This window comes from Micromonospora sp. WMMD729, assembly GCF_049315225.1.
Lineage (GTDB): Bacteria > Actinomycetota > Actinomycetes > Mycobacteriales > Micromonosporaceae > Micromonospora.
In genome coordinates this window covers 1360006-1385257 of sequence record NZ_CP186059.1, presented here as the reverse complement: position 1 = coordinate 1385257, position 25252 = coordinate 1360006, and the positions used below count along the sequence as shown (strand labels likewise).

Genomic DNA, 25252 nt, shown 5'->3' with positions numbered 1-25252 from the left:
AGTCCGGGGCCGGCTGCCTGGGCGGTGCTGGGTCAGTACAACCAGTTGCACTCGGAGGTGCCGCCGTAGCGGCGCCCCGTATCGAAGACGAAGTATCCGCCCCAGTAGAGGTTGGCCTCCTTCTCGAACCTGTTCGCCTCGTAGGGGTTCCCGGTCGTCAGTTTCGAGTAGGCCGACTGGATGCCGTAGTCCGCCAGGAAGTTCGCCGCGGACGGGTATCGCGCGTACGCGTCGGAATGGATCACCTCGTGCCGTGGGAGATCCGGGCCCCTGATGTCGGCGGAGGTCCGTCCGTAGCCGAAGCGGATGTTCGCCCGCTTGTACGCCTCGCACCGCAGGCGGGACCGGTACGAACTCTCGCTTCCACCGTAGAAGAAGTAGTCTCCGACGGTTGCCGGTTGATCTCCTGCTGGGGAGGTGCCGTAGCACACCCGCGAGCCGAAGCCCGGGTCACACCAGCTGCCGCCCCCCAACACCCGGGTGGCGATGAGGTTACTGCCGTTGAGGTTGTTTCCGCCCCGGATCCTCGCGTACTCGGACCGTTGGACGACCGTCTCGGCGATCGGGGAGTCGGCGCTCTCCCCGGACATGTTGAAGGCGACCACCCGGAACTCGTGCAATTCGCCGTCCGAGAATCCGTACTTCAGGGAGGCGGAGGTGCCCGTGGCAGGCAGTGGCAGACGGATCCAGTGCCAATCCCCGGCGGTCCGGTACTCCATCCAGTAGTACACACCGGCGGTGCTGCTCCTGGTCCAGCTCAGGTTCACCTGGCTGACCCCGTTGGAGCTGGCGGTGAGCGACGACACGCGCGTGGGCACGGGCGGCATGGGTTTGGCCGAGGCGACGTTGCTCGGTGTGCTGTCACCGGACATGTTCGTCGCCCGCACCCGGAAGTTGTAGGTGGTGCCGTTGCCCAGGTAACCGGCCACGAAGGTGCAGCACGACGTGATCGGCACCTTGACCCTGGTCCAGGTCGACGCCGTGCTGGTCTTGTATTCGACCAGGTAGTAGACGTTCGGCGTCGAACTCCTGCTCCACGTCAACGTCACCTTGCCGTTCCCGGCCGCGGCACTCAGCCCGGACGGCGCCTGCGGGATCGGCGGCATGGGCCGGGCCGACGCGGTATTGCTCGGGGAGCTGTCCCCCGCCTGGTTCGTGGCACGTACCCGGAAGTCGTAGGTCGTGCCGTTGGCCAGGTAGCCGGCCACGAAGGTGCAGCACTGGGTGACCGGCAACTTGAGCCGGGTCCAGTTCGCCGCGCCGGAGGCCCGGTACTCCACGAGGTAGTACACCTTCGCCGTGGAGCTGGCCGTCCATCGCAGCGTCACCTTGCCGTCGCCGGCACTGGCGGTCAGGCCGGACGGCGCCTGGGGAAACGGCGGAAGGGGGGTCGCCGCCGCGACGTTGCTGGTCGCCGACTGACCGGCCATGTTGCTGGCCGCCACCCGGAACTCGTAGCGGTGGCCGTTGGTGAGGTAGCCGGCGGTCATCGTGCAGCAGGTCGCCGGCAGCGCGACCTTCTGCCAGGACTGCCCCGCTGTCGCGTCGCGGAGGTAGACGTCGTAGTAGACGCCGCCGGTCGGGCTCGCCGTCCAGTTCAGGACGACCTTCCCGTCCCCCGAGGTGGCGGTCAGGCCGGACGGGGCGGCCGGTACCGGTGGCAGGGGCTTGGCGCTGGCCACCGACGTCGGCGTGGACTCCCCGCCGCCGTTGATGGTGGTGACCTTGAACTCGTAGACGTCGCCGTTGGTGAGGTAACCGGCGGTCATGGTGCAGCAGGTGGTGACCGGGGTGCTCACCTTCTGCCACGACTGGTTGGCGCTCGCGTTGCGCAGATAGACCTGGTACCAGGAGCCGCCGGTCGGGCTGGCCGTCCAGTTGAGGACCACCTTGCCGTCGCCGGCGGTGGCCGTCAGCCCACTCGGCGCCTGAGGCACCCCGCCCACGGCGGTGACCCGGACGGTCGCCGAGGCGACACCCTCCCCGCCCTGGCTCTCACCGGTCACCTTGAACTCGTAGACATGGCCGTCGGCCAGATAGCCCCGGGTCGCCGAGGTCGTACTGCTGGGCAGCGAGGACTTGGTGAACGTCACCTGGCCTGCGGTGACATCGCGCTGGTAGACCCAGTAGAGAAGGCCGGGCGCCGGTGCGTCCCAGTTCAGTTCGATGGTGCCGGACCCGGCCGGTTGACCGCGCAGGTTGGTCGGTGCGGCCGGACGGGGTTGGCTGCTCGTCGCGGACGCCACGTTTCCGGTGGGGCCCTCACCACCGGAGTTGATCGCGGCGATCTTGTACTCGTACGAGTGGCCGTTGGTGAGGTATCCGGCGGTCATCGTGCAGCAGCTGGTGACCGGGGTGGCGAGCTTGGTGAAGGCGGCGTCCCCGGCGGTGACGTCCCGCTGGTAGACCTGGTACCAGAGATCCGGGCCGGGAGCGGTCCAGGCCAGCTTGATGGTGCCGTCGGCCTGCGCCGTCGCGGTCAGTGCGCTGGGGGCCGCTGGCAGCGGGGCCGTCGGTGTCACCGCGACGACGTTGCTCGCCGTGCTCTCCCCGCCCGACCCGCTGGCGGTCACCTTGAACTCGTAGCGATGGCCGTTGGTGAGATAACCGGCCGTCATCGTGCAACAGGTGGTGACCGGGAAGTCGAGCTGGTTGAACACCGTCTCGCCGGCGGTCACGTCCCGCATGTACACCAGGTGCCAGTTGTCGGCGGCACCGTCCCAGGTCAACACCGCCTGGCCGTTCCCGGCCGTGACCCGCAGGTTGGTCGGGGCGGCGGGCGCCGCGACGTCCGCGGTCGCGGAGGCGACGGCGGACGTCGGTGACTCACCGGCGGCACCGAGCGCGCTGACCTTGTACTCGTAGGTGTGCCCGTCGACCAGACCGCCGGCGGTCATCGTGCAGCAGGTGTCGACCGGCCACTCCAGCCTGGTGAAGTCCGTCTCGCCGGCCGTGACGTCGCGCTGGTACACCTGGAACCAGACCTCGGGCTGCGATTGCTGCCAGGTGAGCGTGATGCTGCCGTCCGGCTGCGCGGCCGCGACCAGGGCGGTGGGGGTGGCCGGAAGGGGTCGCTGCACGGTCGCCGTCGCCGCTCCGGACTGCGCCGACTCGCCGCCCTTGCCGAGGGCGGTGACCTTGTACTCGTAGGTGTGTCCGTTTTCCAGGCCGCCCGCGGTCATCGTGCAGCAGGTGTCGACCGGCCACTCCAGCCTGGTGAAGTCCGTCTCGCCGGCGGTCACGTCGCGTTGGTAGACGTAGAACCAGTCGGTGCTGTTGGCGTGTGTCCACTGGAGTTTGAAGTCGCCGGTGGTCTGGGCGGTGGCGGTCAGCCCGGTGGGCGTCGGCGGTCTGCTGTAGAACGCTGTCGCGGTCACCTCGACCGACCGTGGCGACTCGCCGCCGCCATGCACGGCCACCACCTGGAACGCGTACTGATGGCCGTTCTCCAGGCCGTTCATCGACAGGGTGGTGTCCTGCGGGGACGAGTCCCACTGCCGGCTGGCCTCGGTCTCTCCGGCGGTGACGTCACGCCGGTAGACCTCGTACCGCCAGACATTCGCAACGGCGTTCCAGTTGAGCGTGACGACACCGCCGTCGGCGGCGGTCGCCACCAGCCCGGTCGGCGCCGTGGGCACTCCGACGGTGACGGTCACCGTGGCGGTGGCGGAGAGCGGTCCGGCCCCGGCGGTGTTGCGGGCCGCGACCCGGAACTCGTAGGCGTGGCCGGTCTCGTAGAACACACTCAGCTCGGTGGAGGTTCCGGTGATCCCGGTGGAGACCCGCGCGAAGTGGGTCTGCCCCGCCGTCACGTCCCGCTGGTGGACCTCGTACGTCAGGCCGGTGCCGGCGGGCGCCTGCCAGCGCAGACTGACGGTGCCGCTACTGTCGGCCTGCGCCGTCAGGGCGGTGGGCGCGGCGGGCACCGCCGTCGGATCGGGCGTGGGCCGGGGCCAGTCGACCTCGACGAACCGGGGCCGGTAGGTGCTCACGTCGCCGTAGACGGCGTCCGCGACGAGACTGTTGACGTTGTACGACACCAACAGCTTCCCGGCGCGTGCCAACTCCGGGTGCACGCGGGAGTCGTACACGATGCTGCCCCCGATGGTGGCCGGTTCCGGGGCGGTGAACAACGGCACCGGACCGGCGAAGGGCCCGGTGGGCGAACTGGCGGTGTAGGCCACGAAGTCGGCCGAGAAGGTCAGGTTGTTCTCCTGGGTGACCACAACGTAGTTGCCGCCCACCTTCTGCATGCCGAAACCGGCGCCGACTCCGGACAGCACCCGGGCTGAATCGCCCTGGGCCGTGGACCAGCCGCTGCCGGTCCAGAACTGCCAGGCACCGGAGAGCCCGCCGGCCGGTACCCGGGCGACGTGGGCGAAGCGCATCTGGCCGACGGATTCGGCCCCGTAGATGTAGGTGAACGCGCCGTCCTCGAGCACCGCCGAACCCCAGGCGATCCTGTTGCCGTAGCCCCGGTCCACGACGCTCCGCACGGTGAGCGCCGGCAGGTCGAAGGTGACCACGGCGCTGTCCAGTTGGGCGAAGTCCAGCGGCCCGGTGCCCGTCGTCTTCATTCGCTGGTAGACCACCCGTAGCACGCCACTCTCGACCGTGCCGTCGCCGACCCAGTACTTGTCGGCGCTGCCGTCGGTCGGACGGACGAGCGAGGCGGGTGCGGCGGCCGAGCCGCCGTGCAGTGTCTGGACCAGGTCGGATCCGTCCTGCACCACGATCGAGTTGTTCACCATCGGGGTGTTCTTCGGCAGAGTGTGGTCCGCGTTGACGGTGCCGATCAGGCTGTCCGAGAAGAGCCAGGCGTTACGGCCGTCCGGCAACGGGATCGAGACGGTGCTGTCTCCGCTCGTCCACCTGCCGCCGGTGTCGCCGTACGAGTTGAATTCGGTGTTGAGTGCGGCGGCCGTCATCCCGCCCTCGGGCAGGGCGGCGGCGGCAGGCCCGGTGGGCACACCGACCAGCAGGCCGAGGGTCATCGCACCGACGAGTGCCCCGGCGACACGGGCTCGGGCCCGCGCATGTCTCTTCATTTGTGTCTCCCGTTGTGAGGCGCACATCGTCACAGCGGTCGATTCGAAGCAGCAAGAGGCGTTCAGTCGGTGCATGGACACGTTTACATCTAGAGATCAAACGGGGGGTGTGCTAATCGGAGGGCACGGCCGGCCCGGTGACCACATCCCCGGCTGGGTCCGGGCGGCCGGGTCGGGTCACCGATCGGCCAGCTCGTCGGCGTCGAGCAGGCCCGGGTCGAACCGGCGAGACCGGTAGGCGGCCCGACCGATCATCTGCGCGGCGACCGGCGCGGTCGCCAACTGGAAGACCCCGACCAGCAGGATCATGCCGAGGTCGGCCCGGGACCGCAGCCGCAACGCGATCCCCAGCAGCAGCAGGAGGACGCCCAGCACCTGCGGCTTGGTGGCGGCGTGCATCCGGGACAGCGCGTCCGGAAACCGCAGCACACCGATACCGGCGGCCAGCGCGAGCAGCGCACCGGCGACCAGGCAGGCCGCGCCGAGCCAGTCGGCGACCGGTACCAGCAGGCCCGCCATCAGGACTGCTCCCGGACGGCGAAGCGGACCAGCGAGACCGAGCCGACGAAGCCGAGCAGGGAGAGCACCACCAGCACGGGCAGTGTGGTGGCGTGCCGGTTGACCGCCGCCTCCGCGCCCACCGCGCCGACCATGGTGGCGAGCAACATGTCCGCCGCGATCACCCGGTCCAGCAGCGAGGGTCCCCGGTAGAGCCGAATCAGCGCGAGCAGCGCGGTGACCGACAGCAGGGCGGTGAGGACGACGGCCAGCAACGTGATCATCAGGAGGTTCCCTTCTCGGCGGCATCGGATTCCACCAGGCGCAGTTCGTCCGCGCCGCCCACCGCCCGGACGAGGCGTCGCTCGACCTCGAGGGTGCGGTTCCGGGCGAGCGCCAGGTCCGCCGGGCCGTGGGTGTCCAGCACGTGCACGTAGAGCACCCCAGGCACGCGGTCCACCTTGAGGATCAACGTGCCGGGCACCAGCGAGACCGCCTCGGCGGTGAGCGCCAGGTTCAGGTCGGTACGCACCCGCAACTGGACGGCGATGATCGCGCCGCGCGGCCGGTAGCCGGGTTGCACGGCGATCCGGGCGATGTGCAGGCTGGCGGTGACCAGTTCGACGACGAACCGACAGGCGAACGACAGCAGCGCCACCGGGCGCAGCCGTCCGCCGAAGGTGACCGACGGCAGGGGGAAGAACAGCAGGACCGCGCCGCCCACCAGCAGGCCGCCGATGATGTTCGCCAGGTTGATCTCACCCCAGAGCAGGTTCCAGACGAGCACCAGCCAACCCAGCGCCAGCGTCTGGTCCCGCCACCGCCCGAGCCGACCTTGGCGGGCGGCGTCCGCCGGCGGTGCGCCGCGCGGGCCCGTCACGGCACACCGCCGGGCAGGACGGCCCGCACGTACGGGGTACGCGAGAGCAGGTCGGTGGCCGCGTCGGCGGTGACGTCGAAGAGCGGACCGGCCAGCACGGTCAGCGACACACCCAGGGCCACCAGGGCGATGGTCGCCCCGACCGTCAGGGCGGGCAACCGGACGACGGGTTCGTCGGTGGCGAGCCGGGGCGTGCGCCAGAACGCGATGTTCCACACCCGGGAGGCCACGTAGAGGGTGAGCAGGCTGGTGAGCGTTCCGGCCGCCACCAGCGTCGCGGGCAGCGCCCCGCCGGCGGCCACCCCGGCCTGGAGCAGGCCGAGCTTGCCCAGGAACCCGGAGAACGGGGGCACCCCGGCGAGGTTCATCGCCGGGACGAAGAAGAGGACGCCCAGCAGGGGCGCCACCCGGGCCAGCCCGCCGAGACGGCGCAGGTCGGTGCTGCCGGCGCGCTCCTCGACCAGCCCGGCGACCAGGAACAGGGTGGTCTGGATGGTGATGTGGTGCACCACGTAGAAGATCGCCCCGGCGAGTCCGGCCGCGGTGCTCAAGGCCACCCCGAAGATCATGTAGCCGATGTGGCTGACCAGGGTGAACGAGAAGAGCCGCTTCATGTCCGACTGCGCCACCGCGCCGAGGATGCCGACCACCATGGTCAGTCCGGCGACGACCATGAGCAGGCCGTCGAGCTGACCGCCCGGGAAGAGCAACGTCTCGGTACGGATGATCGCGTACACGCCCACCTTGGTGAGCAGCCCCGCGAACACGGCGGTGACCGGGGCCGGAGCGGTGGGGTAACTGTCCGGCAGCCAGGCCGACAGGGGAAAGACCGCGGCCTTGATCGCGAACGCGAGCAGCAGCACCAGTTGCAGGGCCATCCGGACGTCGTCCGGCAGGTCGTCGAGCCGCTGGGCGAGCTGCGCCATGTTCAGCGTGCCGGTGGCCGCGTACACCAGCCCCACCCCGGTCAGGAAGACCATCGAGGAGAGGATGCTGACCACCACGTACGTCGACCCGGTGCGGATGCGCGTCTCGGTGCCGCCCAGCGTGATCAGCACGAAGCTGGCCGCCAGCAGGATCTCGAAGCCGACGAAGAGGTTGAACAGGTCGCCCGCCAGGAACGCGTTGGTGACGCCCGCGGTGAGCACCAGGTAGGTCGGGTGGAAGATGACCACCGGCGCGCTCTCGCTGGTCTCGCTGCGACCCTGGCCGATCGAGTACACCAGCACGCAGAGGGTCACCGCCGAGGACACCACCAGCATCAGCGCGGCCAACTGGTCGGCCACCAGCACGATGCCGACCGGTGGCGGCCAGCCACCGACCGCGAGCACCACCGGGCCGTACCGGTACGCCTGCACCAGCAGCACCACCGCCACGGTGAACGTCACCGTCAGGCAGAGCACGCTGACCGTACGCTGCACCCGGGGCCGGTCGGCCAGCAGCAGGGTCAGCGCCGCGCCGAGCAGCGGCACCACCACCGGCAGGGGCAGGAGCCGGCTCACGATGCGCCGTCCGGTTTACCGCGTCGGAGCCGACGGCGGGCCGGCTCCGGGTCGACCTGCTCCGGGTCGTCTCCGGGACCCTCCCCGCCACGGTCGGCGGCGCCCACGTCGTGGTGCTCCGCACGGCGGATGATCTGCCGGTCCTCCAGGTCGTCGGGCACCTCGTCGTCGCCGGTGAGATACCAGCTCCGGTACGCCACGGCGAGCAGGAACGCGGTGAACCCGAACGTGATCACGATGGCGGTCAGCACCAGCGCCTGCGCCAACGGGTCACTCATCCGGTCCACCGGGCCGGTGCCCACGACCGGCGCGCCCCCGGATCGACCACCCAGCAGGATCAGCAGGTTGACGCCGTTGCCGAGCAGGACCACGCCGAGCAGGATCCGGGTGAGGCTGCGCTCCAGCAGCAGCACCACCCCGCAGCCGACCAGCGCCGCGACGGCGAGCACCAGCACCAGCGTGGGCCCGGGGTTGCCCGCCGTCACGGCTCGACCTCTGTTCGCGACTGCGGGGCTCGCAAACCCGGCTCACTCCTCGCGCTCACGGCGCTACCTGAAGTTCGCGACTGCGGGGCTCGCAAACCCGGCTCACTCCTCGCGCTCACGGCCGTCCACCCTTGTCGATGGACAGGCCGCCGGTCTCCGTACCGGTGGCCTCGATCTGCCGGTCCACCTCGGCGCCGAGGCTGCGCAGGATGTCCAGCAGCAACCCGATCACGATCAGGTACACGCCGATGTCGAAGAAGAGCGACGTGACCAGGTGGACGTCGCCGACCAGCGGCAGCGACACGTCCAGTTTCGCGCTCTCCAGCACCGACCCACCGGCCAGCAACGCCACCGCGCCGGTACCCACCGCCAGGGCCAGCCCCGCGCCGAGGATCAGGCCGGCGCCCACCGGGGCGGCATCGGTCAGCTCGTACCTCCCGCCGGCCAGGTAGCGGACCACCAGCGCGAGCCCGGCCACCAGGCCGCCCGAGAAGCCGCCACCCGGCGCGTTGTGCCCGGAGAAGAGCAGGAACAGCGAGAACAGCACCACCGTGTGGAAGATCAGTCGGATGACCACCTCGAGCACGATCGAACGCCGCTCCTCGTAGAGGGTCGGGCCGCCCCGTAACCAGACCGGACGGTGGGTCCCGAGCACGGCGGCGGACTCCGGCCGGCGTGGCCTCGGCCCGGTGCGGCCCCGCTCGAAGATCAGGCTGGCCACCCCGGTGGCGGCCACCACCAGCACCGACACCTCCCCCATGGTGTCCCAGGCGCGGATGTCGACGAGGGTCACGTTGACCACGTTGCGGCCGTACCCTTCGCCCACGGCGAGGGCCGGGAAGACGGTGGAGATGTCCGGAGCGCGGCGGGCGCCGGACGCGACGAGCGCGAGCCCGCCCGCCACGACGCCCGTCGCCACGCCGATCGCCCGACGCGTCCACCGGCTGCGGCGCAGCGGGCGGGCCGAGAACCGCTCCGGCAGGCGACGCAGCACCAGCACGTACACCGCGATGGTCGCGGTCTCCACCAGGAACTGGGTGAGCGCCAGATCTGGCGCGCCGTGCAGGATGAACAGCATGGCGGTGCCGTAGCCGGTGACGCCGACCAGCAGCATCGCGGTCAACCGCCGCCGCGCGCCGACCGCGAGCAGCGCGGCCACCGAGACCACCACCACGACCACCGGTTGCAGCGGGTTGTCCCAGAGCGGGAGTCGGGCCCGCCACGGCGCGGCGGCGAGCATCGCCCCACCGGGCAGCAGCACGAGGGTGACCAGGATGATGCCGAGGTACTGCGGCAGGGAGCCGCGCTGGGTCGCGCCGGTGACCGCGATCGCGAACCGGTCGAACCGGCCCACCACCCACTCGTACCCCTGGTTGCCGCCGACCGGCGAGCGGAGCCGGGCCAGCGCGGGCGCGAGCGGCCCGCGCAGCGCGAAGAGCAGGCCGCCGCCGACCAGTGCCAGCACGGACAGACCGAGGGCCGCGGTCGGTCCGGGCCAGAGCGTAAGGTGCCCGTGCAGGCCGCCCAGCAGTTCGGCGTACGGACTCAGCAGGCCGTCCAGCACCCCGGCGGCGGGACCGGCGAGCAGCCCGACGACGGCGAGCACGGCCGGTGGCAGCAACATCGACGCGGCGATCGGCGCGGGTGGGGCCGGTTCGACGCCCGGCCGGTCGGCGAACGCGCCCCACAGGAAGCGGGCGCTGTACGCGACGGTGAGCACCGTCCCGGCGACCAGACCGGCGAGGAGCACCGGATCGCCGGTGAACGCCGCGAACACCGCCTCCTTGGCGACGAACCCGACAAGCGGCGGTACGCCCGCCATCGACGCCGCCGCCAGCACCGCGACCCCGAACAACGGCCGGGACCAGCGGCGCAGCCCGGACAACTCGCGCAGGTCCCGGGTCCCCGCGCCGTGGTCGATGACGCCGACCACCAGGAACAGCGCCGCCTTGAACAGGGCGTGCGCCAGCAGCATCGCCGTACCGGCCAGCGCGGCGTCCGGCGTGCCCGCGCCGGTCACCGCGACCAGCAGGCCCAACTGGCTGACCGTCCCGTACGCGAGCAGCAACTTGAGATCGTGCTGTCGCAGCGCCGCCCACCCGGCGACAAGCATGGTCGCCACCCCGGCGACCTGCACCACCGGTCGCCACGGGCCGACCGTGGCGAGCACCGGCGCGAGCAACCCCACCAGGTAGACGCCGGCCTTGACCATGGCGGCCGCGTGCAGGTACGCGCTGACCGGAGTGGGCGCCGCCATGGCGACCGGCAGCCAGGAACTGAACGGGAGCACCGCCGACTTGGACAGTGCTCCGGCCAGGATCAGCAGCACCGCGGTGACGAGGTAGCCGCCTGCGGGCAGCGGGTGGGTGGCGATCTCGGACCAGCGGTAACTACCGGCGTGCTCGCCCAACAGGATGAACCCGACCAGCATGGCGAGCCCGCCCAGCGTGGTGACGGTCAGCGCCTGCGCCGCCGCCCAGCGGCTGGGCCGGCGTTCGGTGCTGTGCCCGATCAGCAGGTACGAGAAGATCGTGGTCAACTCCCAGCCGACGTAGAGCAGCAGCAGGTTGTCGGCGAAGACCAGGGCGAGCATCGCGCCGGCGAAGGCGACCAGGACGGCGGCGAACTGGGCCATCCCGGGCGAGCCGGCGTCGAAGTACCGGGCGCTGTAGACGAGCACGAGCGCGCCGACGCCGCCGATCAGCAGGGTCATGAGCCAGGACAGCGTGGTGAGGCGCAGCGCGATGTCGAGGCCCAACTGCCCGATCCACGGGTACGTCTCGACCACCGCGCCGCCGTGCCCGACAGCCGGGGTACGGGCCAGCGCCCAGCCGAACGCGGCGGCCGGCGCGAGCGCCAGCGGATAGCACGCGCGCGGACCCCACCGCCGAACGAGAAGCGGCGCGACGATGGCCGCCACCAGGTGGAGGATGAGCAGTACCAGCACTCGCGCTCCCGATCGAGGTGGCCGACACCCGTACGGCGGTGGTGTCTCCAGCGATCAGACGCCAGATAACGGCCCGATGGGCGGTTTTGCCGGAATTGCCCCAACGCCGGGCATAATGTGCGATCAGCAGCGGTTGCTTCGGGTGGCGGTCAGCGCAGCAGGGCGTCGCCCACCGGGAGCGCGTCGTCGAGGTCCTGGTGACCTCGACGCAGGTCGGCCAGTAGGTCGACGCGGCCGAGCTGGCGGGCGACCTTGGCGACGACCCGTTCCGCGACGGCGAGGGATCGCATCGAGAGCAACCGGCCCCGGCTCTCACGGCGCAGCACGAAGTAGTGCACGGCGACCCGGACCTGACCACGGTCGGCGGCGCTGGCCTGGGCGGTGGAGACGACCAACTCCCGCAGGCAACCGGCGAGACGTTCGGCGAGCTCCAGCTCAGGCCCGTGCAGGCCGGCCCGGAGCGCGGCGAGGTGACTGTCGACCTTGCGGATCAGCACATCGGTGCCGGGCTCGACGTGTCGCGGCTCGCCGGTCATCCGATCCCTCCCCACCCGATTCGCGTTGCGGGTGAAGTTACTTTATGTTGCGCCGCACAAGCAAGCAGTTAAGTGAGACTTAACGTATTAAAGGTGCAGGAGGCGCAATTTCCACGCAGCGTGGCACGATCTCCCGTGGGACGTTCGTGGTTGTCGTACCGGCGGGGCACGATGGATCGGTGACGAGGGCGGACGCGGGTGAGGGCGAGGTGCTGGACGAGTTCGGTCCGGCCACCCGCGCCTGGTTCGACGCCGCCTTCGCCGCGCCCACCGCCGCCCAGACCGGCGCCTGGCGGTCCGTGGCGGCCGGCCGTAACGCCCTGGTCGTGGCACCCACCGGCTCCGGCAAGACCCTCGCGGCCTTCCTCTGGTCGCTGGACCGGCTGGCCCGCGAGCCGGCACCGACCGAGGCACGCCAGCGGTGCCGGGTCCTCTATGTCAGCCCGCTCAAGGCCCTCGCCGTCGACGTCGAACGCAACCTGCGCGCGCCGCTGGCCGGCATCCGGCAGGCGGCGACCCGCCTCGGCGTTCCGCCCCCCGACATCACCGTCGGGATGCGCACCGGTGACACCCCCGCCGACGAGCGACGAGCGTTCGCCCGCACCCCGCCCGACATCCTCATCACCACGCCCGAATCCCTGTTCCTGCTGCTCACCTCGGCCGCTCGGGATTCGCTGCGTGGCGTCCAGACGGTGATCGTCGACGAGGTCCACGCGGTGGCCGGCAGCAAACGCGGGGCCCACCTCGCCCTCTCCCTGGAACGCCTCGACGAGTTGCTGCCCACGCCGGCACAACGGATCGGCCTCTCCGCCACCGTCCGACCGATCGACGCCTGCGCCCGGTTCCTCGGCGGTGCCCGGCCGGTCGACGTCGTACAGCCACGCACGGCGAAGACCATCGAGGTCAGCGTGCAGGTGCCGGTGGAGGACATGACCCGGCTCGACGAGCAGGAGCAGGCACCCGAGGACGACCTCGGCGGGCCCGGGCCGCGCCGTGCCTCGATCTGGCCGGCCGTCGAGGAGCGGGTCTTCTCGCTGATCGGGCAGCACCGCTCCACCATCGTGTTCACCAACTCCCGCCGCAGCGCCGAGCGCCTCTGCGCGCGGCTCAACGAGTTGGCCGCCGAGGAGGTGGCCACCGCCGCGCTCGCCTCCGCGTCGGGCGGGGGCGCGATCGTCGTACCCCCGGGGTCGTCGTCGGGCGACCAGCCGGCGGCCGACGACGACCCGGCGTCCGGCGCGCAGCGGTGGGGTGGCCCGGCCGGCCCGGCGCGCAACCGGCCGCCGGCCAACGGCGGCTCGGCGCCCGGCCCGGGCGGCAGTCGCGCGCCCGCCGAGGTGATGGCCCAGTCCGGCGCGGCGACCGGGGCCGCGCCGGTGATCGCCCGCGCCCACCACGGCAGCGTCTCGCGGGAGGAGCGCAAGCACATCGAGGAGGCGCTCAAGTCCGGCCAGCTTCCGGCGGTGGTGGCGACCTCCAGCCTGGAGCTGGGCATCGACATGGGCGCGGTCGACCTGGTGGTGCAGATCGAGGCCCCGCCGAGCGTCGCCGCCGGCCTGCAACGCGTCGGCCGGGCCGGGCACCAGGTGGGCGCGGTCTCCCGCGGGGTGGTCTTCCCCAAGCACCGGGGTGACCTGCTGTCCTGCGCGGTGGTCGCCGAGCGGATGACCGACGGCGCGATCGAGGAGCTGCACTACCCGCGCAACCCGCTGGACGTGCTGGCCCAGCAGATCGTCGCGATGGTGGCCCTGGAGCCGTGGCAGGTGGGCGATCTGGCGGCGCTGGTCCGGCGGGCCGCGCCCTTCGCCGAGCTGCCCGACTCCGCGCTGCACGCCGTACTGGACATGCTCTCCGGTCGCTACCCGTCCACGGCCTTCGCCGAGCTGCGTCCCCGACTGGTCTGGGACCGGGCCAGCGACCAGCTCACCGGCCGTCCCGGCGCGCAGCGGTTGGCGGTGACCAGCGGCGGCACCATCCCGGACCGGGGTCTGTTCGGGGTCTTCCTGGCCGGCGCGGAGCGGGCCGCCCGGGTCGGCGAGCTGGACGAGGAGATGGTCTACGAGTCGCGCGTCGGCGACGTCTTCCTGCTCGGCTCGTCCTCGTGGCGCATCGAGGAGATCACCCCCGACCGGGTGCTGGTCTCCCCCGCGCCGGGGCAGGCCGCGCGGATGCCGTTCTGGAAGGGCGACCAGCTCGGCCGCCCGGTGGAGCTGGGCCGGGCCATCGGCGCGCGGGTCCGCGCCCTGCTGCGACAGAGCGACGAGGCGGCGCTGACCACGCTGCGCGAGGGCGGCCTGGACGACTGGGCCGCCACCAACCTGATGGCCTACCTGCGCGACCAGCGGGAGGCCACCCGGTCGCTGCCCGACGATCGCACGGTCGTGGTCGAGCGCTTCCGCGACGAGTTGGGCGACTGGCGACTCGCCGTGCACAGCGTCCTCGGCGCCCGGGTCAACGGGCCCTGGGCCCTCGCCGTGGGCCGCCGGCTGGCCGAGCGGTACGGGGTGGACGCCCAGGTCATGCCCTCGGACGACGGGATCGTGGTGCGCCTTCCGGACACCGCCGACGAGCCACCCGGGGCCGACGTGGTGGTCTTCGAGCCCGACGAGATCGCCCAGCTCGTGCAGGAGTCGGTCGGCACCTCGGCGCTCTTCGCCGCCCGGTTCCGGGAGTGCGCCGCCCGGTCGCTGCTGCTGCCCCGCCGCGACCCCCGCCGCCGCCAACCGCTCTGGCAGCAGCGGCAACGCGCCGCGCAACTGCTCGACGTCGCCCGCGAGTACGCCGACTTCCCGGTCACCCTGGAGGCCGCCCGGGAGTGCCTGCAGGACGTCTTCGACCAGCCCGCCCTGGCCGAGCTGATGCGCGACCTGGCGGCCCGCAAGGTACGCCTGGTCGAGGTGGAGACCAGCGCACCGTCGCCGTTCGCCCGGTCGCTGCTCTTCGGCTACGTGGGCGCGTTCCTCTACGAGGGCGACGCCCCGCTCGCCGAGCGTCGAGCCGCCGCCCTGGCCCTGGACTCCACCCTCCTGGGTGAGCTGCTGGGCCGGGTCGACCTGCGCGAACTGCTGGATCCGGCGGTCCTCGCCGAGACCGACCGGCAACTGCGCTGGCTCACCGAGCAGCGCCGTCCGCGCGACGCGGAGGACGTGGTCGAGCTGCTGCGGGTGCTGGGCGACCTGAGCGATGTCGAGCTGACCGAACGGGGCGTGCCGGAGAGCTGGCTGACCGAGCTGGAGGCCGCCCGCCGGGTGCTGCGGGTACGGATCGCCGGCGAGCAGCGCTGGGTGGGCATCGAGGACGCCGCCCGGTTGCGCGACGCGCTCGGCGTGGCGCTGCCCGTCGGCGTCGCCGAGGCGTACCTCGCCCCGGTGACCGACCCGCTGGGCGACCTGGTGGCCCGGTACGCCCGCACCCACGGGCCGTTCGCCGCCGCGACCTGCGCGGCCCGCTTCGGGCTCGGCGTCTTCGTGGTCGAGCAGGCGCTGCGCCGCCTCGCCGCCACCGGCCGCGTCGTCTCCGGCGAGTTCACGCCCGACACGGCGGGTGCGCAGTGGTGCGACGCCGAGGTGCTGCGGATGCTGCGCCGCCGCTCCCTCGCGGCGCTGCGCCGGGAGATCGAGCCGGTGCCGCCCCGGGCCCTCGCCACCTTCCTGCCCCGTTGGCAGCAGGTCGGCTCGTCCGCACGGGGCGTCGAGGCGCTCGCGGCCACCGTGGAGCAGTTGCAGGGCGCGGCGGTGCCGGCGTCCGCGCTGGAACGGCTGGTGCTGCCCGGCCGGGTCGCCGACTACTCCCCCGCCCAGCTCGACGAACTGTGTGCCAGCGGGGAGGTGCTCTGGGCCGGCTCGGGGGCGATCTCCGGAGGCGACGGCTGGGTCACCCTGGCGTACGCGGACGCCGCGCCGCTGCTGCTGCCGCCGCCCGACGAGGCGTTGACGCGTACCCCGCTGCACGACGCGGTGCTGGACGCGCTCGGCGACGGGCAGGCGCTGTTCTTCCGCGCGTTGGCCGACCGGGTCGGCGCCACCGACGACGCCGCGCTCACCGGTGTCATCTGGGACCTGGTCTGGGCCGGGCACCTCACCAACGACACGCTCGCCCCGCTACGTGCGGTGCTCGGCGCGGGTGGGGCGCACCGGTCCCGCCCGGCCGCGCCGCGCACCCGCTACCGGCGGCCCGGCCGGGTGGCGCTGCCCACCCGCAGCGGCCCACCGACCGTCGCCGGCCGCTGGTCGCGGCTCCCGGAGCGGGATCTCGACCCGACCCGGCGGGCGGCAGCCCTCGCCGACGTCCTGTTGGAACGGCACGGGGTCGTCACCCGGGGCGCGGTCATGGCCGAGCAGGTGGTCGGCGGGTTCTCGGCGGTCTACCCGGTGCTGTCGGCGCTGGAGGAACGCGGCGCGGCCCGCCGGGGCTACTTCGTGGAAGGCCTCGGGGCGGCGCAGTTCGCGGTGCCCGGCGCGGTGGACCGGCTACGCGCCCTGGCCGAGCCGACCGACGGCGCGCGCGGCCGTGGCGGGCCGGCCACCGTCCTCGCGGCCACCGATCCCGCCAACCCGTACGGCGCGGCGCTCCCCTGGCCGGACCGGGTCGTCGACTCCGGCGACGGGGCCACCGCCGCGACCGGCCACCGGGCCGGCCGTAAGGCCGGGGCGCTGGTGGTGCAGGTTGGCGGCGACCTGGTGCTGTACGTGGAACGCGGCGGCCGGACCCTGCTCTCCTTCACCGACGACACCGAGACCCTCGCGGCGGCCGGTAAGGCGCTCGCCGACGCCGTCCACTCCGGAGCGTTGGGCGCGATGTCGGTCGAGCGCGCCGACGGCGAGGCGGTGCACTCCTCACCACTGCGGGACGCGCTGACCGCCGCCGGCTTCCGGGCCACCCCGCGCGGCCTACGCCTACGCGGCTGACCCGTCACCCGGCGCAGGGACCGCGCGACTCGCTCAACCGGTCGGTGCTCCACCCACGCGGTTTGCCGACCGCGCCCGGCGTCCTGTGCGCGTTACCGGCTTCCCGCGTGACGGCCATGCGCGTCATCGGCTTCCCGCGTGACGGCCATGCGCGTCATCGGCTCCCTGCGTGACGGCCATCCGGGTGGCAGACGCTCGCCCGCGGCACCCTCACGCGATCCGGCAGCTCTCCCCCGCCGCTGGGCCAGCACCACTGTTGTGGCGTTGATGCCTGTGCGTCATCTTGATGACGCACAGGCATCACAGGCACAACAGCCATGCGCGGCCACAGCCGCCCGACGGCGGCGCAGCGGGGCACCGGGACGGCGGGGCAGCGGGGCAGCGGGGCTGCCTCAGCGGAGGCTGTTGAGGGTCTTCTCGTAGCGGAGACGGTCGGCTGCCGGTGTCTTCGCCTCGAGGTAGTTGAGCACCACGGCACCACGCCGGTACGACTGCCCACCCCAGGTCTCGGCGATGTCGCCGGCGCTGGTCTCGTCGGGGAACACGTAGACGGTGACGCCGTCGGTGGCCACGATCTCGGAGCAGCCCAGCCCGAGACCGTCCGGACCACAGTCGACCGAGCGGTCCTTGGGGTGCGTGACCCGCAGACCGGCGGCCTTGAACGCGTCGACGACCTGCCGCGCGCTGGGCGCACCTGCCGGACGCGGGGGCAGGACCACCGGCGGCGGACTGGCCGGCCGGCGTTCGACGGGTCCCTGCGGCGGCACCGACGGCACGGTGGGCGGCGTGGCGGACCGTGCTGGTGGCGGTACGGCCGAGTCGGTGCCGGACGGAACGGCCGAGGGATCCGGCAGGCTCGGCAGATCGGTGACCTGGACGGCCGTGGACGAGACACCGGGGGCGGCACTCGACGGCTCGGCGTCGTCACCACGGCCGCAGCCGGCGATGACGGCAGCGGCGACCAGTAGGACCCCGACGGCGGGCAGGCTCCGAAGTGTCACAGGCGCAGTCTGCCCAACCACGCTGGGCGGCGCGAGGGGCCGGTCGGCCACCGCGCTGTCCACTATCCGCCACCCGGACCCGCCGGGCTGCTCGGTCGCCCTCGTCGATGCGGCTTATCCCGTGCCGCCCACCCGCAGGCGAACTCCGCCGAAAGATCCGCGCAACATCGGGGATGTTGCTGCCTCCCACCCGCCGCAGGCAGCAACAACAGGGAACTTGCGCGGATCTTGCCGCGGGGCGCGGGGCGCGGGGCGCGGGGCAAAGCGGGACGCGCGGACGGCGCGGACGGAGGCACGCGGAGGGAGGGGGCGTTAGCCTGCGGGGGTGTCCGGCACACCGTGGATCTCGTTGACCACCGACTACGGCCTCGACGACGGCTTCGTGGCCGCCTGTCACGGGGTGATCGCCCGGATCGCGCCCGCCGCCCGGGTCATCGACGTGACGCACCTGGTGCCGCCGGCGGACGTCCGGCGCGGGGCCGCCGTGCTGGCGCAGACCGTGCCGTACCTGCCGGTGGGCGTGCACGTCGCGGTGGTCGATCCGGGTGTCGGCACCGCCCGCCGGGGCATCGCGCTGGCCACCCCGGGTGGGCTGCTGGTCGGCCCGGACAACGGGTTGCTGCCCGACGCGGCCGCCGCGCTCGGCGGGGTGCGCGCCGCCGTGGAACTCACCGAGCCCCGGTGGCTGGCAACCCGGGTGTCCGGCACGTTCCACGGCCGGGACGTCTTCGCTCCGGTGGCGGCGCGGCTGGCGCTCGGCGAGCCACTGACCGAGGCCGGCCCGGCGATCGACCCGGACGACCTGGTCCGGCTGCCACCGCCGGTCGTGACCCGCGACGCCGACGGCTTCACCGCCGAGGTGCTGACCGTCGACCATTTCGGAAACGTGCAACTGGCCGCGCCGGGCGAGGTGCTCGGTGCGCTCGCGGCCACCGTCCGGGTCGGCCCGCCCGGGCCGACACCGTCCCACCGGGCGGTACGCGGACGGACGTTCGGCGACGCGCCACCTGAGGCCCTGGTGGTGTACGTCGACTCGGCCGACCTGGTGGCGGTGGCGGTCAACGGCGGTCGGGCCGTGGACGTTCTCGGCGTACGCCCGGGTGACCTCCTGCGGGTGGCCGGCTGACATTCGACTGTGGAATGCTGCCCCGGTGGGTGAACCGGTGGGTGAACACGTAGTTCCCGTGGGCTGTCCCTGTTGTGCCTCCCGGACCGGCGGCGGGACCTGCCCGGTCTGCTTCTGGACCGACGACGGCCAGAGCGACGCCGACGCGGACGCGGTGCGGGGCGGGGCCAACGGCGACCTGAGCCTGTCGCACGCCCGGCTCAACTACGCCGTCTACGGGGCGAGTCACCCGCGTTACCAGGACATGGTGCGTCCCGCCCGCCCCGACGAGCGCCCCTGAGGCGACGCCCGCCGAGGCGCAGGCCGGTTCAGCAGGCCGGCACGGTGCCGCCGTAGACGGTGGAGACGTACGCGTGGCTGACGTACTGCCCGGTGGCCAGGCGGTTCCACCTGGTGGTGGTGCGGTACGGGCCGGCGACCGACTGGCCGGTGACGTAGCACTGGACCGGCACGTTGGCGAACCGGGCGGCGAGGCCACGGACCGCGTACGAGGTGCCGGGCCCGGTGCGGATGTTGAGCGGGCCGTCACCCACGACGGCGCGCGGTCCGCCGCCGGTCCACAGGTACGCGACGTCCACCCAGGCGTTGGTGGTGAGTTGCAGGCCGTCCCAGAAGGTGCCGTCGGCCAGGTCGACGCCGGCCGGGTTGAGCACGGTACGCCCGAACTGGTCCTTCCCGCCGTTGTAGCCGGACTGGTAGGCGGCCTGCGCCTCGGGCCGGCCCTGCGGCAGGTTCTTCCAGTTCTCGCGGACGGCGGACGGGTTCCAGTAGTCGTCGCGGGTGTTCCACGGTCCGACGTCCCAGACCGGCGCGTACTCGCAGCGCGCGCCCGTGGTGGTGCAGACCCGCACGGTGTAGTCGCCGGTGTTGAGCGGGGAGAGGCCCCGGCGCGACGGTAGCGCCACGAAGTGGTCGCGCGGCTGCACGGTGCGGCCGTTGGCGGTCAGTTCGCCGACCAGTCCGATCCGGGTGGCGTACACCCGGTAGGTGAGGCCGGGCGTGGCGGCGGACACGGCGGCCGTCGCGTCGGCGGTGAGCTGGACGCCGCGTACCGTCGCGGTGGCCGCGCCGGCCCGGGCGGTCAGCACCACCCGGGTCTGTACGCGGCTGACCGGCTGGTCGAAGACCGCGCCGGCGGTCGCGGCCCGCCACTCGGTCCAGCCGTTGAGCCGCCACCCGCGCACCTGCGCCTCGACGCTCGCCCCGGTGGGGATGTCGGCGGTGATCTCGGCGCGGACCCGGGTGGCCGGGCGGGCGAGGGTGCGTGGGGCGGTGAGGAGCATGCCCTCGGCGAGCGCGCTGTGTGGGCTGCGCGGGCTGCGCTCGGCCGGGCGGGCCTCGCGCAGTCGCAGTCCGGCGGCGGTACGACGGACGTTGACGTCGTCCCGGTCGACGACGGACAGGTCGGCGCTCCACCGTTCGCCGGCGGGCGCGGCGGCGGTCAGGGTGAGTGACCCGGCGGTCGCGGGGGCTGCGGTGGTCCGGGCGGCGCGGGTGACGGGCACCAGGGCCACGACGAGCGCGAGGGCGAGGATGGCGGCGAGGGTGGCGGGTCGGATACGACAATGGCGTCGTCTCATGGGCATTCTCCTCAGAACTCCCTGACCATTGCATGTCCGGAGATCATGAGGAACCTGGCTACAAATAGCGACACATGCGAATCTTGCTCGAAAGAGGGAGGATGGCAGGGTGCCCGAAGGTGACACCGTCTGGAACACCGCCCGCGTGCTGCACCGCGCGCTGGCCGGTGCGCGGCTGACCGGCTCCGACTTCCGGGTGCCTGAGCTGGCCACCACCGACCTCACCGGCTGGACCGTCCGCGAGTCGGCCAGCCGGGGCAAGCACCTGCTGCTCCGCCTCACCGCCCCGGACGACGCCCCGTGGACGCTCCACTCCCACCTGCGGATGGACGGCGCGTGGCGGGCGTACGCGCCGGGGGAACGATGGAGCGGACGGCCCACACACCTGATCCGGGTGGTGCTGCGCAGCCCCGGCGCGGTGGCGGTGGGTTACCACCTGCACGAGTTGGCCCTGGTGCCCACCGCCGAGGAGGACGCCCTGGTGGGCCACCTCGGGCCGGACCTGCTCGGCCCGGACTGGGACCCGGCCGAGGCGGTCGACCGGCTCTCCGGGCATCCCGAGCAGACCATCGGCGAGGCGCTGCTCGATCAACGTAACCTGGCCGGGGTGGGCAACCTCTACAAGTGCGAGGTGCTGTTCCTGCGCGGCGTGTCCCCGTGGACGCCCGTGCGGGCGGTGCCCGACCTGCCGGGCCTGGTCGACCTCGCACAGCGGTTGCTGGCCGCCAACCGGGGCCGCTGGACGCAGAGCAGCACCGGCTCGCTGCATCGGGGGCAGACCAGCTACGTGTACGGCCGCCGCGCCCAGCCGTGCCGCCGCTGCGGCGCCGCCATCGCCAAGCGGGAGCTGGGCGAACGGGTCACCTACTGGTGCCCGGTCTGTCAGCCGGAGCGGCCGGGGACCCCGCCGCCGAGCTGAGCGGGCGTTGTGGATCGAGGTCATCCCAGATACGGACGATTGGGTAATTCCTAACCGACCCCTCGACGTCGCATGCTGCGGTTGGGTGCTCACCGCCTGTCAGCAGAGTGCCGAGGGCCGCCACGTCGGGGTGGCGTTCCTCGTGCCCCGACCCCGGGGAGAGTCATGGCGATCTTCCGCAGACTCCGCTCCACCTTCCTCTTCCGGCCCGCCCCGGACGGCCTCGGTCGGACGGCGTCCGTCCCGACCGCGCGTACCGCCCCCGAGGAGGCGGCGCCCACGGCCAGCCTGGACCCGTCCGCCGAGCCACGCTGCTTCGGACCGGTGCCGAACGTCGCGTACAGTCCCCGCCCGACGCGTGACCCCGACGGCCGGCCGGTGCCGGGAACCGGGCTGCGCAAGTTCGTCGACGCGCTGCCCGTGCCGGGCGACGAGGCGCTGCCGGTGGCGGTGCCGGACACGATCAGCTACCCGGGCTGCGACTACTACGAGATCGGGCTCCAGGAGTACGCGCAACGCCTGCACCGGGACCTGCCGGTCACCCGGCTGCGCGGCTACCGGCAGCTCAACCTGGGCACCGACGCGGCGGGCCACAACACGGTGGCACCGCCGGAGCGGCCCTGGCACCTCGGCCCGATGATCCGCGCCCGGCGGGGCCGACCGGTCCGGGTGAAGTTCATCAACCAACTGCCCACCGGCCGGGCGGGCGAGTTGTTCCTGCCGGTCGACGAGACGGTCGAGGGCGCCGGCCTCGGGCCGCTGGACGGTCCGGCGCCGTACCCGCAGAACCGGGCGGTGCTGCACCTGGCCGGGGCACAGACCGGCTGGACGAGCGCGGGCAACCCGGGACACTGGATCACCCCGGCCGGGGAGATCACCCCGTACCCGGTCGGGACCGGCCTCACGCCGGTGCCGGACATGCCCGCCCCCGGGGCCGGCGCCACCACGCTCTACTTCCCCAACGAGCAGAGCGGCCGGCTGCTCTGGTTCCACGACAACACCCTCGGGCTGGCCCGGCTCACCGTCTACGCCGGCCAGCTCGCGCCGTACCTGCTCACCGACCCGGTCGAGGACCAGCTCGTCGCCGACGGGGTGCTGCCGGCCGAGCAGGTGCCCCTGGTGATCGAGGACAAGACCTTCGTGCCGGACGACACCCAACTGGCCGCCGAGGACCCCACCTGGGACCGGGAACGCTGGGGTGCTCGCGGCAGCCTGTGGTACCCCCACGTCTACCAGCCCCGACAGAACCCGTACCGGTCCGGCGGGCGCAACCCCACCGGACGGTGGGACTACGGCCCCTGGTCGCGCCATCCGGCGCCGGACGGCGGCCGGGGCGACAGCGGACCCACCGTGGACGGTTGGCCGATGGCCGAGCGGATCGCCGGGGAACCACCGCTGACCGGCCCCGGACCGGTGCCGAACCCGCACCACGATCCCGTCGGTGGTGGCGCCGAGCCACCGCTGCGCCCCGGGGTGCCGCACCCGTCCGCGGTGCCCGCGGCGTACGGGGACACCCCGCTGGTCAACGGTGTCGCCTATCCATACCTGCGGGTGCGCCCCGCCGTGTACCGCCTGCGCGTCCTCAACGCCTGCCTGGACCGCAGCCTCAACCTCCAGCTCTACCGGGCCTGCTCGGACGCCCCGATGTGGTCAGACGACGGGGCGCTGGCCGACGCGGACGCCGGCGAGGTGCCGATGGTGCCCGCCGTACGGTCGGCGGACCGGCCGGCCGGTTGGCCCAGCGACGGGCGTGACGGCGGAGTGCCCGACCCGCGCGCCGCCGGACCGGAGTTCGTCCAGATCGGCAACGAGGCCGGGCTGCTGCCCGCTCCGGTGGTGCTGCCCAACCGGCCGATCAGCTACCGCTACGACCGGCTCGACCCGACGGTGTTGAACGTGGACGGGCACACGCTCCTGCTCGCCCCGGGTGAGGTGGCCGACGTGCTTGTCGACTTCTCCACCGTGGAACCGGGCAGCACGTTGATCCTCTACAACGACGCCCCGGCGCCGCTGCCCGGTTTCGACCCGCGCTACGACCAGCACACCGACGCGCCGGACCGCACGGCCGAGGGTGGTCCACCACCCACCGAGCCGGGGTACGGGCCGAACACCCGTACCCTGTTGCAGTTCCGGGTGGCCGGCACGCCCGAGGGGCGGTACGACCTGGGCCGGCTGCGGGAGCGGCTGCCGGTGGCGTACGCGGCCAGCCAGCGCCCGCCGATCGTGCCGCAGCCGGCGTACGACCCGGCGTTCGGCAGCCGGACCACGGCCGAGACGGTCGTCTCGGCGCACGCCGACACGGTGACGTTCACGCCGCTGGCGGGCACCGGTCCGGTGACCCTGCCGATCGAGGTCAAGGCCGTGCAGCAGGTCTTCGAGCCCGGTCACGGCCGGCTGGCCGGCCGGCTCGGGGTGGGCCACCCGCACACCGGACCGCTCGCCCCGGCGACCCTGCCGCTCGGGCCGACCGATCCGGTGACCGAGGTGCTGTTCGCGGCCGACCCGGCCACTGGAGTGGGCGCGCCGACCGACGGCACGCAGCTCTGGCGGATCAGCGGCAACGTACGGCAGACCGAGCCGCTGCGCTTCGGCGGCTGCGACGTGCAGATCGTCAACCGGGTCGGCTGGGACGGCACGCAGCGCCCGCCGCACCCGGCGGAGCTGGGCTGGAAGCAGATCGTCCGGGTCAACCCCCGCGAGGACGTGGTGGTGGCGCTGCGCCCGGTCGCCCCGGCCCTGCCGTTCAAGCTGGGCGACAGCGTGCGGCTGCTGGACCCGGGCCGTCCGGCCGGCGCGCGGACCGGATCGACGCCGGTCAGCCCGACCGACGGGCGACCCGCCGTGGTGGTCAACCAGATGGTCAACCTGGGGTGGGAGTACCGCTGGCACAGCCAGCTCGCCGGCCATCGTGACCTGGGCATGAGCCGGCCGTTGGTGCTGCGGGTGACGCCACGCGCGCCCAGCGGGCTGACCGCCACGCCGGTGCCCGGCTCGGCCACCGCCCTACCGGCGATCGCGCTGGCCTGGACCGGCAACGGCGGACGCCCGCCCGCGACGAGCCACCTGCTGCAACGGGCCACCGACGGGTCCTTCGGCGGCGACGTCACCACGATCACCGTCGCGGCGACCGCGACCCGCTACACCGACGCGACGGTGACCCCCGGCGTCACGTACCACTACCGGATCCGGGCGGAGAACGAGGTGAGCTACTCGTCCTGGTCGAACAGCGTCCCCGCCTCGGTGCACCTCGCCGCGCCGGGCGGGCTGATCGCGGCGATCCCGCCCGCCGCCCCGCTGCGGGTGGCGCTGCGCTGGACGAACCGCTCCTTCGCCACCGGCATCGACGTGCAGCGGGCCACCAACCCGACCTTCACCAGCGGGCCGGGCACCACCGCGATCGGGGTGGGTGACAACCACCTGGACACCACGGCCGCCCCGGACACCACGTACTACTACCGGGTCCGCACCACCTATCTCGGGGCCGCCTCGGCGTGGTCGACGGTGGCCGCGGCGAGCACGCCGCCCGCGCCGAGCACCCCCGGCGAGGTGAACGCGACCGCGAGCGCGCCGGGCCCGGACACCGCCACCGTGGTGCTGGGTTGGGCGGCGAACACACCGGTCGGGCCGGGGTCCGGGTTCATCGTGCAGCGGGCGCTGGACCCGGCGTTCGCCCACGAGGTGGCGACCTTCACGGTCACCGGTCGCGGCTTCACCAACACGGGCCTGGCCCGGGGCGTGACCTACCACTACCGGATCCGGTCGTTCAACGTCGTGGGCAGCTCGCCGTACACCGGGCCGATCCCGGTGACGACGCCACCGTGAC

Annotated in this window: 15 protein-coding genes; 5 read left to right on the top strand and 10 right to left on the bottom strand. The window is 73.0% G+C overall.

Features of this window, described 5'->3' with window-relative positions; genetic code table 11:
- Positions 1–32: 32 nt before the first annotated feature.
- The 8 genes from ACN263_RS06360 to ACN263_RS06325 all read right to left on the bottom strand — a co-directional run bounded on the left by ACN263_RS06360 (position 33) and on the right by ACN263_RS06325 (position 11896).
- The gene (locus ACN263_RS06360; protein ID WP_422738887.1) at positions 33–5048 is read right to left on the bottom strand and encodes a fibronectin type III domain-containing protein; all 5016 of its coding nucleotides are present in this window, start codon (positions 5046–5048) and stop codon (positions 33–35) included.
- 177 nt (positions 5049–5225) lie between these two features.
- Positions 5226–5567, bottom strand: a complete 342-nt coding sequence (gene mnhG, locus ACN263_RS06355; protein ID WP_422738886.1) for a monovalent cation/H(+) antiporter subunit G — start codon at positions 5565–5567, stop codon at positions 5226–5228.
- Entirely contained in the window at positions 5567–5830 is a 264-nt protein-coding gene (locus ACN263_RS06350; RefSeq protein WP_422738885.1) for a monovalent cation/H+ antiporter complex subunit F, read from the bottom strand. Before ACN263_RS06350 ends, mnhG begins: the two co-directional genes overlap by 1 nt.
- Positions 5830–6426, bottom strand: a complete 597-nt coding sequence (locus tag ACN263_RS06345; protein WP_422738884.1) for a Na+/H+ antiporter subunit E — start codon at positions 6424–6426, stop codon at positions 5830–5832. Before ACN263_RS06345 ends, ACN263_RS06350 begins: the two co-directional genes overlap by 1 nt.
- A complete protein-coding gene (locus ACN263_RS06340) occupies positions 6423–7928 on the bottom strand; it encodes a Na+/H+ antiporter subunit D (protein WP_422738883.1) in 1506 nt (501 codons plus the stop codon). The genes ACN263_RS06345 and ACN263_RS06340 overlap by 4 nt, the downstream gene beginning before the upstream one ends.
- On the bottom strand, positions 7925–8413 hold the full coding sequence (locus ACN263_RS06335) for a Na(+)/H(+) antiporter subunit C (protein WP_422738882.1): 489 nt from the start codon (positions 8411–8413) through the stop codon (positions 7925–7927). The genes ACN263_RS06340 and ACN263_RS06335 overlap by 4 nt, the downstream gene beginning before the upstream one ends.
- Before the next feature lie 115 nt (positions 8414–8528).
- Positions 8529–11360, bottom strand: coding sequence for a Na+/H+ antiporter subunit A (locus ACN263_RS06330; RefSeq protein ID WP_422738881.1), 2832 nt, complete (start codon positions 11358–11360; stop codon positions 8529–8531).
- 149 nt (positions 11361–11509) lie between these two features.
- Positions 11510–11896 (bottom strand): hypothetical protein, encoded by a 387-nt coding sequence (locus tag ACN263_RS06325; protein ID WP_422738880.1) that lies wholly within the window; start codon positions 11894–11896, stop codon positions 11510–11512.
- Between the two features lie 179 nt (positions 11897–12075).
- Between ACN263_RS06325 and ACN263_RS06320 the strand changes: the two genes are divergently transcribed.
- Positions 12076–16803 carry an Lhr family helicase gene (locus tag ACN263_RS06320; protein ID WP_422738879.1) on the top strand — a complete coding sequence of 1576 codons (4728 nt, stop codon included), beginning with the start codon at positions 12076–12078 and terminating at the stop codon, positions 16801–16803.
- A 392-nt stretch (positions 16804–17195) separates the two neighbouring features.
- Here the strand turns inward: ACN263_RS06320 and ACN263_RS06315 are convergent, their stop codons facing one another.
- On the bottom strand, positions 17196–17804 hold the full coding sequence (locus tag ACN263_RS06315) for a hypothetical protein (protein WP_422738878.1): 609 nt from the start codon (positions 17802–17804) through the stop codon (positions 17196–17198).
- A gap of 325 nt (positions 17805–18129) precedes the next feature.
- On the opposite strand from ACN263_RS06315, the gene ACN263_RS06310 reads away from it, so the two are divergent.
- A complete protein-coding gene (locus ACN263_RS06310; RefSeq protein WP_422738877.1) occupies positions 18130–18930 on the top strand; it encodes an SAM hydrolase/SAM-dependent halogenase family protein in 801 nt (266 codons plus the stop codon).
- A gap of 37 nt (positions 18931–18967) precedes the next feature.
- Complete coding sequence (locus ACN263_RS06305) at positions 18968–19210, top strand: CPCC family cysteine-rich protein (RefSeq protein ID WP_039905669.1); 243 nt, start codon at positions 18968–18970, stop codon at positions 19208–19210.
- Between the two features lie 28 nt (positions 19211–19238).
- Here ACN263_RS06305 and ACN263_RS06300 read toward each other — a convergent pair whose 3' ends face one another.
- The gene (locus tag ACN263_RS06300) at positions 19239–20510 is read right to left on the bottom strand and encodes a hypothetical protein (RefSeq protein ID WP_422738876.1); all 1272 of its coding nucleotides are present in this window, start codon (positions 20508–20510) and stop codon (positions 19239–19241) included.
- A 109-nt stretch (positions 20511–20619) separates the two neighbouring features.
- Between ACN263_RS06300 and ACN263_RS06295 the strand changes: the two genes are divergently transcribed.
- Both ACN263_RS06295 and ACN263_RS06290 read left to right on the top strand, forming a co-directional pair.
- The gene (locus ACN263_RS06295; protein WP_422738875.1) at positions 20620–21429 is read left to right on the top strand and encodes a DNA-formamidopyrimidine glycosylase family protein; all 810 of its coding nucleotides are present in this window, start codon (positions 20620–20622) and stop codon (positions 21427–21429) included.
- A 165-nt stretch (positions 21430–21594) separates the two neighbouring features.
- Positions 21595–25251, top strand: a complete 3657-nt coding sequence (locus ACN263_RS06290; RefSeq protein ID WP_422738874.1) for a hypothetical protein — start codon at positions 21595–21597, stop codon at positions 25249–25251.
- The last annotated feature ends 1 nt before the right edge of the window (position 25252 follow it).

Bases quoted from the DNA above. Each gene is read 5' to 3' on its own strand.
- ACN263_RS06325 (WP_422738880.1), bottom strand. From the start codon at position 11,896: ATGACCGGCGAGCCGCGACACGTCGAGCCCGGCACCGATGTGCTGATC.
- mnhG (WP_422738886.1), bottom strand. From the start codon at position 5,567: ATGGCGGGCCTGCTGGTACCGGTCGCCGACTGGCTCGGCGCGGCCTGC.
- ACN263_RS06360 (WP_422738887.1), bottom strand. From the start codon at position 5,048: ATGAAGAGACATGCGCGGGCCCGAGCCCGTGTCGCCGGGGCACTCGTC.
- ACN263_RS06300 (WP_422738876.1), bottom strand. From the start codon at position 20,510: ATGAGACGACGCCATTGTCGTATCCGACCCGCCACCCTCGCCGCCATC.
- ACN263_RS06290 (WP_422738874.1), top strand. From the start codon at position 21,595: ATGGCGATCTTCCGCAGACTCCGCTCCACCTTCCTCTTCCGGCCCGCC.
- ACN263_RS06350 (WP_422738885.1), bottom strand. From the start codon at position 5,830: ATGATCACGTTGCTGGCCGTCGTCCTCACCGCCCTGCTGTCGGTCACC.